This is a genomic window from Pseudomonas sp. MEJ108 (assembly GCF_030208985.1).
GTDB lineage: Bacteria > Pseudomonadota > Gammaproteobacteria > Pseudomonadales > Pseudomonadaceae > Aquipseudomonas > Aquipseudomonas fragariae.
Genome location: NZ_JARVSW010000001.1, coordinates 12,019 through 25,183 on the forward strand (window position 1 = coordinate 12,019; position 13,165 = coordinate 25,183).

11 protein-coding genes and 3 pseudogenes are annotated in these 13,165 nt (G+C 55.3%); 2 read left to right on the forward strand and 12 right to left on the reverse strand.

Annotation, left to right across the window (positions count from 1 at the left end; translation table 11 throughout):
- Positions 1–388 precede the first annotated feature (388 nt).
- Positions 389–1,495: pseudogene (locus tag QRN50_RS25770) on the reverse strand (FIST signal transduction protein); the annotation flags it as partial.
- Positions 1,496–1,616: 121 nt separating this feature from the next.
- A complete protein-coding gene (locus tag QRN50_RS00055) occupies positions 1,617–2,417 on the reverse strand; it encodes a mechanosensitive ion channel family protein (protein WP_054091380.1) in 801 nt (266 codons plus the stop codon).
- Between the two features lie 244 nt (positions 2,418–2,661).
- Here QRN50_RS00055 and QRN50_RS00060 point away from each other — a divergent pair, with 244 nt between their 5' ends.
- Positions 2,662–3,144, forward strand: a complete 483-nt coding sequence (locus QRN50_RS00060) for a hypothetical protein (RefSeq protein ID WP_032657271.1) — start codon at positions 2,662–2,664, stop codon at positions 3,142–3,144.
- The gene (locus QRN50_RS00065; protein ID WP_032657273.1) at positions 3,137–5,584 is read left to right on the forward strand and encodes a PEP-utilizing enzyme; all 2,448 of its coding nucleotides are present in this window, start codon (positions 3,137–3,139) and stop codon (positions 5,582–5,584) included. Before QRN50_RS00060 ends, QRN50_RS00065 begins: the two co-directional genes overlap by 8 nt.
- 77 nt (positions 5,585–5,661) lie before the next feature.
- Here QRN50_RS00065 and QRN50_RS00070 read toward each other — a convergent pair whose 3' ends face one another.
- The 10 genes and pseudogenes from QRN50_RS00070 to QRN50_RS00115 all read right to left on the reverse strand — a co-directional run bounded on the left by QRN50_RS00070 (position 5,662) and on the right by QRN50_RS00115 (position 13,162).
- Complete coding sequence (locus tag QRN50_RS00070) at positions 5,662–6,090, reverse strand: DUF2628 domain-containing protein (protein WP_024643255.1); 429 nt, start codon at positions 6,088–6,090, stop codon at positions 5,662–5,664.
- 376 nt (positions 6,091–6,466) lie between these two features.
- The gene (locus QRN50_RS00075; protein WP_032657275.1) at positions 6,467–7,018 is read right to left on the reverse strand and encodes a hypothetical protein; all 552 of its coding nucleotides are present in this window, start codon (positions 7,016–7,018) and stop codon (positions 6,467–6,469) included.
- A gap of 115 nt (positions 7,019–7,133) precedes the next feature.
- Entirely contained in the window at positions 7,134–7,520 is a 387-nt protein-coding gene (locus tag QRN50_RS00080; RefSeq protein WP_024640457.1) for a hypothetical protein, read from the reverse strand.
- Between the two features lie 38 nt (positions 7,521–7,558).
- On the reverse strand, positions 7,559–7,777 hold the full coding sequence (locus QRN50_RS25775) for an RHS domain-containing protein (RefSeq protein WP_096126791.1): 219 nt from the start codon (positions 7,775–7,777) through the stop codon (positions 7,559–7,561).
- Positions 7,778–7,824: 47 nt separating this feature from the next.
- Positions 7,825–8,196, reverse strand: coding sequence for an immunity protein PIM1 family protein (locus tag QRN50_RS00090; protein WP_032607705.1), 372 nt, complete (start codon positions 8,194–8,196; stop codon positions 7,825–7,827).
- Positions 8,196–9,428, reverse strand: a pseudogene (locus QRN50_RS00095) (RHS repeat domain-containing protein); the annotation flags it as partial. The pseudogene QRN50_RS00095 and the gene QRN50_RS00090, both read right to left, overlap by 1 nt.
- 283 nt (positions 9,429–9,711) lie before the next feature.
- Positions 9,712–10,017: a hypothetical protein gene (locus QRN50_RS00100; RefSeq protein ID WP_024641876.1), complete on the reverse strand. Its 306-nt coding sequence runs from the start codon at positions 10,015–10,017 to the stop codon at positions 9,712–9,714.
- 13 nt (positions 10,018–10,030) lie between these two features.
- Positions 10,031–10,348, reverse strand: coding sequence for an HNH endonuclease (locus QRN50_RS00105; RefSeq protein WP_373365865.1), 318 nt, complete (start codon positions 10,346–10,348; stop codon positions 10,031–10,033).
- Between the two features lie 60 nt (positions 10,349–10,408).
- Positions 10,409–12,274 (reverse strand): annotated as a pseudogene (locus QRN50_RS00110) (RHS repeat-associated core domain-containing protein); the annotation flags it as partial.
- A gap of 453 nt (positions 12,275–12,727) precedes the next feature.
- Positions 12,728–13,162: an SMI1/KNR4 family protein gene (locus QRN50_RS00115; RefSeq protein ID WP_055005647.1), complete on the reverse strand. Its 435-nt coding sequence runs from the start codon at positions 13,160–13,162 to the stop codon at positions 12,728–12,730.
- Between the last annotated feature and the right edge of the window lie 3 nt (positions 13,163–13,165).

Genomic DNA, 13,165 nt, shown 5'->3' on the forward strand with positions numbered 1-13,165 from the left:
ACTGAGCGGCGATTTCTTCCTGATCATGGTGGGCCTTGACCAGCACCTCGCCGAGGTCGCTCAGGCCACCGAACACCGGGCGGATCTGCTCGTCCAGACCACTCGGGTCAATGGTTTGCACGAAGTTACGCTGCTTGAACTGATCGATCTGCTTGACCACCACATGGCTCAGACCAGCCAGCTTCTTGATCTGCCGGCGCAGAAAGAACGCCTTGAACTCGCCGTAATAGGCGATGAAGTTATCGATGTAGTCGTCGCGGAACGGCTGGCCTTCGGGCACTTTGAAAAAGAACACGGCGGTGAGCGTCTGGTTGAGGTTCAACCCCAGAATCTCGCCAAAGGTCGAGAAGCCCACCACCGGCGTCGCACCGAACACATCGTTCATCCGGCCCAGCTCACTGCCGTTGTTCAGGCGCCGCAGGATGCAGTCGCTCAACAGACCCAGCAGCGGCTTTCCGGACTTGCCCTGCAGAAAGCGCGCGAAGTCGTTGCGCGTGGTGTCGATCATGGATGTTCGTTTGACCATCACCAGCTCTTCGCCGGGCGCCACGTCGCAGAACAGGTGAACCCGCTCGCTTTCATAATCGATGCGCGCAATCGAGCGCACGAACAGCTCTTCGCCCACCCGGATGGCGAACGAGTACTGCGCCAGCTTGCCTTCGAGCTCATGCCGCTCGCACTTCAGCGCCTCACACAGCGCCGCAACCATCGTGGTGATCTCGCCTCTGGCGTTGACCACCTGGCTGATGTAACGCTCCTCCAGGGAGGCCGTCAGCACACTCAGGCTCAGTGGCGTCGGCTCGAAGTTCTGGCTCTTGAAGACGCCGAAGCGCACGTTTTTTGCGCTCTTGAGAAACACCACCTGGGCATGATTTTCGTAGCTGCGTTTGCCGTCGTGAATCAAGGTCTTCTTGAAGTCGCCTTTGCCCCCCGCAGAACCGCCGACGAACAGGCACGGAAAGCGCCCGGACTCATACAGCGCTTCCATGAAGAACGACTCCGACGCCGACAGCCCGTCGAACGTGACGTAGGCCAGCGTATCGCGGTGGTCGATGGGGGTGTTGATCTGCGTGCGCTTGATCGAGTCGGTCAGGCGCGCAATGCGCTCACGCATCGACAGTCGCTTGCCCGCGCCGCGAATGTCTTCGCTGTGCAGCGGAATGTGTAACACCTCCGCACTCTTGATGACGCTTGAGTCGAACAGCGCAAGGACAATCCTGTCCCACTGGTTATCCGCCGCGCAGTACAGCGAATCATTGCCCGAGCACAGTTCGCCTGACGTTGTGCACAGGCTGATCTTCGCGTTGGGAAAGCGCGCAGCGACAGACTTGGCCACCTGATCGAAGTCGACGTGCGGCGAAACGAAACCGGTCAGATAGACCGGATCGAAGCTCAGCGCAGACAGCTTGGCGTTCAATTCTCGGGCGGACGTAATGACACTGATGGCGCCCTCGGTCCGCGATGTGCCGGCCCGAAAACGAGATAAAAGGCTCATGGTTAAACCCGTAAAGATAAAAAAGCAGAGGCCACGCGGAATATGGACCGATCCTTATTGATCGGCTGCCAACAGGTTCGGGTGAGCTTGAAGGGCGATGAATTTTGCCTATGCGTGCCGCTCAGGACAGGTGCAGCATCAACGCTCTGATGAGGGCAAGCGTCTGGCGATGCACCGAATCATAGTGATCATTGTGGCAATAGGGCCTTACCGACAGGGTGATGGAGTCGGCTGTCGCAGAGGACAGGTGCACATCGACCGCAGGGCTGCTCAGTACATTGGGCAGGCGGGCTATCTGATCCTTGAGGCGCGGGATGATCTTCTGCTCGTCGGCGCTGCCGGGCAATATCGCGGTCAGTTCGACGCTGCGAAAAGCATTGCTGGAAAAATTGACGATCGTGTCAGAGAAGATCTTGTTGTTGCCCACCAGATTCAGCACGTTTTCCGGAGTGTTGATCGACGTGACGAACAAGCCGATTTCGACCACGGTTCCGGTCACGCCCGCCGCCGAAATCATATCGCCGACCTTGAAAGGCCGCAGCACGATGATGAAACCCCCCGCTGCCAGATTGGCCAGCAAACCCGACCAGGCCATGCCGATCGCCAGCGCCACGGCCGCCAGCAGCGCCGCAAAACTGGTGGTCTCGATGCCGCAATAGCTCAGAATGGCGATCACCAGAATGATATGCAGCGTCACCGTGATGAACGAGCCGACATAGCGCAGGACCGTCGGATCAAACCGCTGCCGCGTCAGCGAGCGCTGCGCCATCCTGACCAGCACACCGATCAGCCAGCGACCGACAATCCACAGCAATGCGGCGATCACCAACCTCAAAACTACGGTCGCTCCGTACTGCAGAACGATAGTGAACAGCGAGTTGATTCCGTCAGTACCGATATTGATGACGTTCAGCGCATCCATCACCGCTACTCCCGACTGCTAGGCTCGCCCGGCAGATGGCCTGACGAGCGGAGCCGTACATTGAAGGGCAAAGCGGGTTGGTGGCTACTGGTAGTTTTGACTGGAGGCAAAGGGCCTTTACGGCGTCACGCGGAGCATCACCCAGCATCCGGAGTGAATCGAGCGGCAGGCAAGGACGGCGGTATTAAGCCTGATGAGTTATCGCTAAACTCGCCATCTCACAAGGACGATTCAAGGACCTGGTATGCCGCTCTCTTCTGACACCCTGCGCCGTACGCTGGTGACCTGGCTGTATGCCGTCGCAGTTGCGCATGTGCTGGGCAGTCTGGTGTTCACCTGGGCAGGCTTTTCCGGCTTGCTCGATGGCTATCTGACTAGCCTTGAGCAGGCGTTCTGGACCGAGGCGGTTCCCGCCGCTGCTCGCGCGCAACAGGTCTGGTGGATGGCGCTGTTCGGCGCAACGCTGCAAACCTATTCAATGTACATGCTGGCGCTGGTGCACTTGGGCAATCGCCTGAAAAGCGCCATGCCCTGGGGCTGGCTGATTGCGGGCCTGCTGCTGTGGGCGCCTCAGGACATCCTGATTTCCGTGCGTGGGGGCGTTTGGTCACATGTGTGGCTCGATCTGGCGGCGCTGCTGGCGTTGTTGCCGCCGCTGATCTGGCTGTATCGCCATGATCGCCGCACTTCGGCTGTCCACTCGTCGAAGGACCCTCGTCATGTCTGACTTGCCGCTGCTGTATCTGCTGGCGGGCAACGGCAGCAGTGCCGAATGGTGGGACGACGCGCTGCCGTATTTTCAGCAGCATCAGGTCGTGCCGCTGGAGCTACCGGGCTTCGGCAATAATCCTCAGCCACCCTGCGAAGACCTCGCCGCCTACGCCGATGCGCTGTTGGCGGCGACCGTGAAGGGCAGCGCCATCGTCGCTGTGGGCGTCAATGCCTTGCTGGTCATTCATGCCTTGCAGCGCCAGCCCGGGCACTTCTGCAGAAGCGTGTTGCTGGCACCGGTGGGAGCTTTTCTGTGGCAGCGGCGTTTGCCTGCGCTGATGTCGCCGCTGCCCATTCGCAAGACCATTCACTGGCTGCTGGCCAACAAGCCCACGCTGTTTGCGCACAAGTTTTCCAGGCAGCGCTGGCCTGCCGCGCACTACCAGCGCATGGGTTCCGGTTACGCCCGCTGCCGTGCTTTCGTGCCGTATTGGGACCTGTTGCGGGCCGACACCGCGCTGCCGCTGCTGGAGTGGGTTCAGGATTCGATAGAGCTGGTCTGGGGCGATCAGGACAAGGTCCTGGGCATCGAGCAGGCAGCCGCGTGGTCGGCCATTCTGGCGCGTGCCGACCTGACCATCAGCCTGAAACCGGGCTGGGGTCACTACCCGTGGATCGACGCGCCGGCCGAGTTTGCGCAGTGGCTTGAGTCGGGCGAGCGCGGCTTCGTTGCGCACACCAAAGGCGGCCGTCTGCGTCTGGCGGCCATCGCCGGGCAACCGGTGCCCGAGGCACTGTCTCTGGAGCAGGGCGATGACTCGGCCTTGCCCGCGTTTCTGGCCCGTCAGCCTGACGCTATCTGGGCCGTGCGCTCATCCAGCTTCGGTGAGGATCAGGCCGATGCGGCCAATGCCGGTCTGAGCACCACTTTTCTTCGTGAGCCCGGCCACAACGTACCCGCGCGCGTCGCAGAGCTGCACAACGCTGGCGTCGAAGAGGTTGTGGTGCAGCGCTTCATTACGCCGGTGCTTTCCGGCATCGCTTTCGTGCGTCACCTGTCGGTCGAGCTGGAGTGGGTGGAAGGCCATCTGGAGTCGCTGGCCGACGGTCAGGCAAGTCCTGAGCGAGCGATCATTTCCCGCCTCGGCGCGGCCTGGAGCAGCGGGGGCTTCAAGCCATCCCACGGTTTGACTGAGGAGGTGCTCTGGGACTTCCTGCAGGGCGTTCTGCGCGTATTCCACTACGTGCCGGGCGACGTCGAGTGGGCCTGGGATGGCCGCCAGCTGTGGCTGCTGCAGTACCGCCCGATCAGTGACTACGGCTGGCGCCGCCACCTGACCGCCGCCAATATTGCGGAGATCCTGCCGCCACAGCCCAGCAGGCTGGTCGAGTACGCACAGCGGCGTGCCGCAGGCAGCATCCCGGCGATCATGGCGCGTTGGGATTCACGCGTGTTGCAGGACAACGAGCCATTTACCGCACTGTTTGGCGCAGCTTCCTACATCAACAACGACCTGTTTCTCGCACGTCTGGCTGACTGGGGCATCGCCTCCAGCAGCTACGCCGACGAGGTCGGCGGCGCGACCCCGCATCTTCCGTGGCGACCGCTGCGTCTGGTGCGCTCATTACCGGTGTTTCTGCGGATGCAGCGCATCGCGCGTGGCCACTTGCTGACCCTGGAAAAGCAACTGCACCGCTTCGACCGAGAGCTGCATGCCCTCACGGCCCAAGGTGCTGACGGCCAGCAATTGGCTGACTGGTTCACCCGTTTCTACGTATTCGTCGTGCAAGGCAACCTGTGCATCGCCACCTCGCTGGCCAGCAGCGGCGGAGACCTGCTGGGACGTCCGCCGACCGCTTACGACGACCTGGAGCATTGCCCGCACCGGCTCCCCTGGGAAACCGACCCCGCGACCCCGCGCCCGGCAGCCACTGACCTGCCTTTACAGGCCTTCCCGACCTGGCCGGGTTTCATTCGCATCGCCCACCGCGCAGGCCTGCCGGGCATGCGCGGCTACTACCTGCAAGTACGCGAGTGGTATCGCGACAACCTGATGCGCCTGTTCTTCCGCCTGCACCACGCCATGCCCAGCGCCGACCGCGAACACTGGTTTGCGCCCCATCCGGACATTCGCAGCCGCACGGGGAGCTTCTGGCAGGACGGCCGCGAAGGCACCGAGCAGGCCACCGGCTTCATGATCTATCCGGGCCAGGTCCAGGGCATTCTGGGCGAGGACATCCTGCTGGAAGACACCCTCGACCCCGGACGCCACGCGCACTACCAGAACGCCCGCGCGGTGATCGCGCGCATGGGCGGGCGTCTCTCGCACGGCTCGACCTTGCTGCGTGAACTGCGCAAACCCTCGGCCGTGCTGCCGCAGGTTGATCTGGCGTGGGTGGGGCGCGAAGTGCTGTATGTGGATGGGGAGTTGCGGCTGGTGGAAGGGCAGGCATAAAGCCCGAGGGGAGTTATCCACAGCCAACCCGCACGCTCATTGAGCGGTGCGGGTGCTCAGCTGGCTACATCTGCAGGTCAGAGACGCATGCCTTTGAACGGGTTCCAGCCTTGCTCGCCTTTTACTTCCTTGAGGTAGTAGGAGTAGTTGGCCGTCAGGGCGTACATCAGAGAAAACACGACGTTCAAGCCGGTGCCCAATGCGGCGGGAACCTCCATTCCGAGGATCCCGAAAAGCAGCGCTATAACGATGTTGACCGCAATAATGACGCCGATCAGCGCCAGATTTTTCTTCCACAGCCCCAGCACGAAGAAGTAAATCGGACCGAAGAAAAACGCGATGATGTTGGTGCAGACAAGCAACTTCTTCTTGAAGTCAGGCAGCGCGTTCACTGCCGGCTTGAAGCGTGGATCGTTCGGCGCACCATACGTCTCGAAAAAATTGAAGCGCTCTTGCCACTTGGCACTGTGCTGGCCAGTGCTTTGGGTCTGATCTGTCGTGCTCATGGTTCTACTCCTTGTGTTCCGTGGGGTGACGTTTTCTTCCGGGAAATCCTGTGTCTCTGATGTTGCTGCTTTTGTAATCAGCGAGCGATTGTATGAAGTTTCGAGGTGGCGTACTACGCATTGCGCCCCGAGTTCTTCATGTTCGCCTCGACAAGGTATAGCCAAACGCTTACACGCGGTGGAGGGATTTGGCCATTTCCGACCTGGTCCTTCTTCCGTAATATCGGATCCATCAAGTGGTGAACAGGAGTTCACCAGGATCAAGGATGATCGACCATCGCCTCGGAGGCAGCCGACAGGAAGTCGGGATGGTCTTGGAAAAACCCGCTTCGGCGGGTTTTTTGTTGGGCGCGATAAAGTCCTCGTTGAGCCCGGGCTATTTGCGTAGCGCCTTTCTCTTGCGCAGGCTTTCACGATGCACCTCGAGATCCTTGTGCCGCCGCATCTCCTGACGGATCTCCTTGCGTTCGGATCGAATAATCCTCCACTGCATGCGCAACTCCCGGCCGCGCTCGCTGTTGAGCGATAAAAGGCCCAGCAACGGGAAAAGCAGCCCCAGCACGTAAAGCATCAATTCAAAACGCCGCCAGTGCGCAGGGGCAGTGGGCAACACGGCAAAAAAGCAGCTCACCAGAATGGCCGCCAATATCCACATTCCGCAGGCATGCCCGCGACTCATCATGATGCCGCCGAAACTCAAGACCAGTGATACGCCCATCATGAGCATCATTGACTGGCCCGTTCTCTCCGGCTCATTTGGAAAGTACGCATCGACCATCGTGCCTGCGGTAATGGCGAGAGAAAATATGCCCATGAAGATCGGAGTCAGAAAGGACAGCAGATAACGCGAGCGGAAAGCGGCAACGTGACTGCGGTAAATCACCATAGGCTCCGGCGAGGCCCGCTTGCTGCGAGATTGTTTACCCATTTTTCTTCCTTGGTTGGGTTCGGTGGTCAGTTGTCTTTGCTGATGGACTTGCTACTCTGGTTTCAATAGGAGCGTTGCTGTGACGACGCAGAATAAATCAGCGCTTCGCGAGATTCTAAACAACCAACTCAATCTGAGTACCATTAAAAATACTCAGCAATGCATCTTTCAGGGTGCGGACCTGCTCCGACGAATCGTGACTCTCTAGGGGTATTTCTGCCAAAATACTTGAGCCACCAAAAAAACTGGCAAATTCAGGCTTTACCACCACTTCCAGGCTATTGGAGTGCAAAATAACCTTTTCGATTGCATCAGACCTCTCATACTCTGCCTGATCAGTTTGAAAGCCGATGCCATCATTTACCGTCGCGTTATCTTCATCGTCAAGACGCGTAATAATAATGAAATTAGAAGGGGCCACTAAGTCATCACTTAAGGCAATAACTAAAACATTATCTTCTTCGTAACATTTTATGGTAGATGCAGAAAAATTCTTCACCATGCTTCTCCTCTATTAGCGACACTCAGGCATCAGTAATTTTAGAGCTTGGTGTGCCATGACTTTACAGTGATTGCAGGGAGAATATTCCCCTTGCATGGCCAGTTTATCACCCCGCACCGCCAGACGATCTGTCCTTTGGCGTGAGTCATTTCCAGCTGTGTGCCGATCTGGTCGGTGTGAAAGCAATGGACCTTTTTCTTGACCTCGCCCTCTTTCTCATCGGCCCAGGTCACTTCCTGGGTTATAGCCAATTGCATAGAATTACCTCATGTTTTTCATCGCTGCGATCTCTTAACTAGGAAGCTCAATGAGGAAAGTTTCCAGAAAGATACGCGCTCAATAAATCGTTCAGCCAAGTAGTCATGCTTTTTTTAGAAAATGCTTCCGCTAATAATCCAATATCGTCTGAAATATATCCAGCAGCTTCAGAATTGTTTGTAATGCGCATAACTGTTTTAAAGGCATATTCCCTAAGTTCAGTAATTTCACTCTCATCAGTTGGAGCGCCGTAGCCCGCCGACGCGACATGCTCATTATTCTTTACCCATGATGCATCAAAGTCGTCTTCATCTCGCCGATCTAGTAATGAATCCCAATCGTCGAAAGTCTGCAAAAAGTCAAAAAAATCAGATTTTTTAACTTTGGCTGAAAAATCTTTCAGGTTTTCTATTTTCATTATCTCAATCCACTTTCTTTTAGCCAGTTTTCAATAAGGTCAACTGCTGCTCTTGGTGTGACGTTTTCACCAAGTACATGCGTCCCATTAGGCGATGCTACATCAACCTTTATATGATCCATGTTCTCGTAGGCATTTCTGTAAGCATTAAAAAGCTCGTCATCCGAGCCAGGAAAGCTCCATTGCCTCGGGCCAACATGTGCTCGCTCTGCTTCATGTAACAACCAGTGTGAGTGTTCTGGGTTTTCACCCTTAGGAAAGAGTGTAGGCCTCGTTTTATCGGATCGTGCAACCGCAAATGGGCGTCCTACAGATTTGCGCACAGCGGGGACGTGATGTCCTGATTTGCTCACGCCCATACTTTTTGTCTCGCATAGCCCCCATGGATCAATGTCAGAAAGTGGGTTTAGGGTATAGCCGTAAAGATTAAACCCACCCAACAACCCAATCGGATCCTGCGTAATAAACCGCCCAATCTCCGGGTCATAATACCGAAACGTGTTGTAATGCAGCCCCGTCTCGACATCAAAATACTGCCCCTGAAACCGCAGGTTCTGCTCAACCTCGTTCACCACCAGCTTCTCAACCGCTCCCCATGCCCGGTACTTCGCCTGCCAGACGATCTGCCCTTCGGCATCGGTCATTTCCAGCGGTGTACCAATCTGGTCGGTGTGGAAGTAGTAAACCTTGTTCTCTACCTCGCCTTCTTTCTCGTCCACACGGGCCAGCGGCGCATAGCTGCCGGGCTCGTAGAGGTACAGGCTGCTCTGTCCCGGACTTTCCTCACGCAGCATCCGCAGGCCTTGCCAGAGGAAGCGTTTGTGTTCGGTGTGGCCTTTGATCTCGGACTGTTTGGCGACGCGCCTGCCAAGACTGTCGTACTGGTAACTGCTGGTACTTTCCACCTGCGTGTCGGCCATGGTCTCGGTTTTGACCAGGCGGTTTTCGCAGTCGTAGGTGAAAGTCTGCCAGCGTACGATGCCGACGGCTTTTTCGATCAGGTTGCCCCAGGCGTCGTATTTGTATTCGTGGTTCGCCCACTGTTTTAGACGGTTGTCTTTGACGTGGTCGAAACGACTGGTGTTGAAGTTGAGGCGGTTGGCCGCGGCGTCGTAGCGGAATTCTTCGCCGTCGACCACCCTACCGGTGTTACGTGCCAGCAACTGGCCGTTGGCTTCGTATTCGTACCGGGTTTCGCCGCGCAGCTTGTCGAGGGTGCGGCTCAGTTCACCGATGTCAGCCTTCCTAGCAGATGCTCGTATTTAAAATGCACATGTACGTCGCCGGGTTGCGCTGATCTCGGTGAGATTGCCTTAATCGGTACGGCTGATATGTAGGTAATGACCGAGCGCGTTTTCAATATGTAAAATCTGCAAAACAGGACGGATGCTGAAAAAATCTCAGCACCCCCCGTACAGTCCAATTTTTTAAATAGCTCACCACCGAAGCACGATAAAAATCCAATTTCAGAGTAAATCAGCGCAAGACACTAAACCTCATGTCTCGTGTCGATTTTTAATCTTGAAAGTCATCATGCTCTAAGTAGTATATTGCAGCTCTCAAGTATTCTAAGTTGCTAGGCTTGACAGGTCTCTTGTCTAAAATTGATTTCACATCTACGAAAGTGGGGCATTCTAAGAAAGTGCGTTTTTCTTTCTCAAGAGCTATTGATTCTGCGTCATTGTCTGCCACATAGAATGTGGCAGAATCAACATTTTTTTCTGATGCGCGATCAATCGTACTCTCGACAAATATCCAACCAACCTTTGGAAGGTCATCAATGCTTTCTAAAAGCTCGGTAAAACTTTTATATAACTTCATATACACCTCGTTATTATCTACAGGCTGTACCGCCGCCCCATTTATTTCGCCCACCAGTTCCGTCAGGATGGTATACCTTGTGGTATGTTTTATGATCAACTCTGTCAACCAATTGGAGCGAACCAGGTTTATCACCATGGTGCCATGTCATTCCGGGCGGGGAGTCTCCTCTAAACGATCCATCTATCCTAGGTTGCACATGCTCTACAACACCAGGATATTCTGTTTGTAATCTGCCTTTAAACTCATAATCTACTTGAGTCCGCTCGTAAACGGACTGGTTGGCGCGACTAAAATGTTCAACATCAGACATTCTATACTCAGAAGTCATGAGAGTATGTTCATGAAACGTAGGGTATTTACCCAGCTCTCGTACACCCTCGCCGTTATACCACCCTAATGGATCTATCCAGCGGATGGGGTTTGGGCTATACCTATAAAGATTAAACCCACCCAACAACCCAATCGGATCCTGCGTAGTAAAACGCCCAATCTCCGGGTCATAATATCGAAACGTGTTGTAATGCAGCCCCGTCTCGACATCAAAATACTGCCCTTGAAACCTTAGGTTCTGTTCAACCTCGTTCACCACCAGCTTCTCAACCGAACCCCACGCCCGGTACTTGGCCTGCCAGACGATCTGCCCCTCTGCATCGGTCATTTCCAGCGGCGTACCGATCTGGTCGGTGTGGAAGTAGTAAACCTTGTTCTCTACCTCGCCTTCTTTCTCGTCAACACGTGCCAAGGGCGCATAGCTGCCGGGCTCGTAGAGGTACAGGCTGCTCTGTCCCGGACTTTCCTCACGCAGCATCCGCAGGCCTTGCCAGAGGAAGCGTTTGTGGCCGGTCTGGCCTTTGATCTCGGACTGTTTGGCAACTCTACGGCCCAGACTGTCGTACTGGTAGCTGCTGGTGCTTTCCACCTGCGTGTCGGCCATGGTCTCGGTTTTGACCAGGCGGTTTTCGCAGTCGTAGGTGAAGGTCTGCCAGCGCACGATGCCGACAACTTTTTCGATCAGGTTGCCCCAGGCGTCGTATTTGTATTCGTGGTTCGCCCACTGTCTGAGGCGGTTGTCTTTGACGTGGTCGAAGCGGCTGGTGTTGAAGTTGAGGCGGTTGGCGGCGGCGTCGTAGCGGAACTCTTCGCCATCGACCACTCGGCCGGTGTTGCGCGCCAGCAACTGGCCGTTGGCTTCGTATTCATACTGGGTTTCGCCGCGCAGTTTGTCGAGGGTGCGGCTCAGTTCGCCGGCAGGGTCGTATTCGTAGCGGCGGTGAATCGGGTTGTAAGCGTGTTCGACGTAGCGCTCTGGCTTTATGAGCGGGTTCTGGATCTGCGATAGCTTTTCAGCGGGCAGGGTTGTGGCGTACTGCCAGGCCTTGCGTCCCATGCTGTCATAGCCGAAGCAACTGGTCAGCTTGCCTTGGGTGCGGTAGATCTCGCGATGGAGATCGTCGCGTTCCATGTCGCTGATCAGTTGGCCATCCAGATTCAACTGGTGCAGGTGACCGCTACCGTAATACAGGTGGTTCAGGTGTTGGCCGGTAGGCAAGGTCAGCGTGGTCAGGTTGCTGAGCGGATCGTACTCGTAGGCCAGTGCGCCCTGCGGCGTGGTTTCTTTGACGAGGCGGCCGAGCAGGTCGTAGGCGAAGTCGATCTTTTCAGCGGTGACGCCCAGTTTTCTGCCAGCGTCCGTCGGCTTGCGCTCGATTGACAGCAGTCGGTCGCCGTCGTCGTAGGCGTAGTCCTGACGCGCGTCGTCGTTGAGTTTGGCCAGCAGGCGACCAATCGGGTCGCGCTCCAGATGGGTGCTGCGCCGTGGCTGTTCGCCTTTCTCGCCGTAGCCGATTTCCTCGACCTGTGTCAGGTGTCCGCCGAGGTTGTAGCTGAAACGGCGGGTCAGGTTGTCGATGCGTTTTTCTTCGATCAGACGGTCTGCGTCGTCGTAGGCAAAGCGGTAGGTCGCATCGTTTTCGTTGGTCAGGGCGACGAGGCGAATGGCCTTGTCGTATTCGTAAGTGATGGTCTGCCCTTTGGCATCCTGTCGCCATTTGGGCAGGCCACGGCCGTTACGCAGCAGCTGGGTGGTCTGGCCTTTGCCATCGGTGTGGGTCAGGACCTGGCCCAGTTCGTTGTAGGTAAAGGTCTCGCTGGTACCATCCGGGTGGTTGATGCGCAGCACTTCGCCGTCGGGTTTGCGTTCCAGCGTGGTGGTGTTGTTCAGGGCATCGGTGACGGTGAACAGGTGATCGAATTCTTTACACAAGCAATTCGACATTGACGAGGTGCTCGCTGCACCTTTGATGTTGATAAGGCAATCCAAGTCGCTTTCATGGCAAAGTTTTTATCACCTTTGTACAAGGCTAGGACGGTATTGAAGTTGCCCATCTCAGTCAAATTTTTAAAGATCGCTACTGTGGCGCTAGGGCTATCTCATCGTGAAAGTGCAAGCCTCTAAAAAACCAGAGTTACAAAATACTAGCAACAAGCTTTCTTACAAGCTTCACTTAGACTAATTATATTTTTGTAGCCTAAATGAGTCTTATTATTAGGGCAAAGGCTAACAGCAAAAACCAGATGCCCTATCAAAAGAAAATAAATTTCCTACTCTATTTTTTCAACACTCTCTGTAGCTAATTCAATATGAGTGGTTTGAACCTAAGCTTACATCGAAAAGGTTTTTATTTGCGTAGCATTAATCATTAAATCGTCAAGCCTGTTCGAAATAACTTTCCAAGAAATCGTTAAAATTTGCCCACTGAGGTCTCAATTTTCCTTGTTTGAAATCCAAGAGCTCATTTCCCAAAGATACGCTAAGTACCTCGCCAGTGTCTCTATTATAGAAATAGCCACTTTCGCCCTCGAAGCTATCTAGCGGAATATACTCCTGTGGGAGCTGCAATGTTTCATGTGTGCTCTTCAAGTCTAGATCAAAATTGGTGTTTTTGGAGAACCAGCATACCTGATATATTTCCTTTCCGTGCTGCATGAATGTTGGACCGTCTTCTACGTGTAAGTAGAACTGAGCGAAATCAGATGATAAGTCAATACCCAGCTTCTTGAGCTCCACTTCATAATCTGCGCTAGCATCTTCATACCACCAGCCTTGTTGTTTAAAAAAATCTATCAGTTTTTTCGATATCATAGC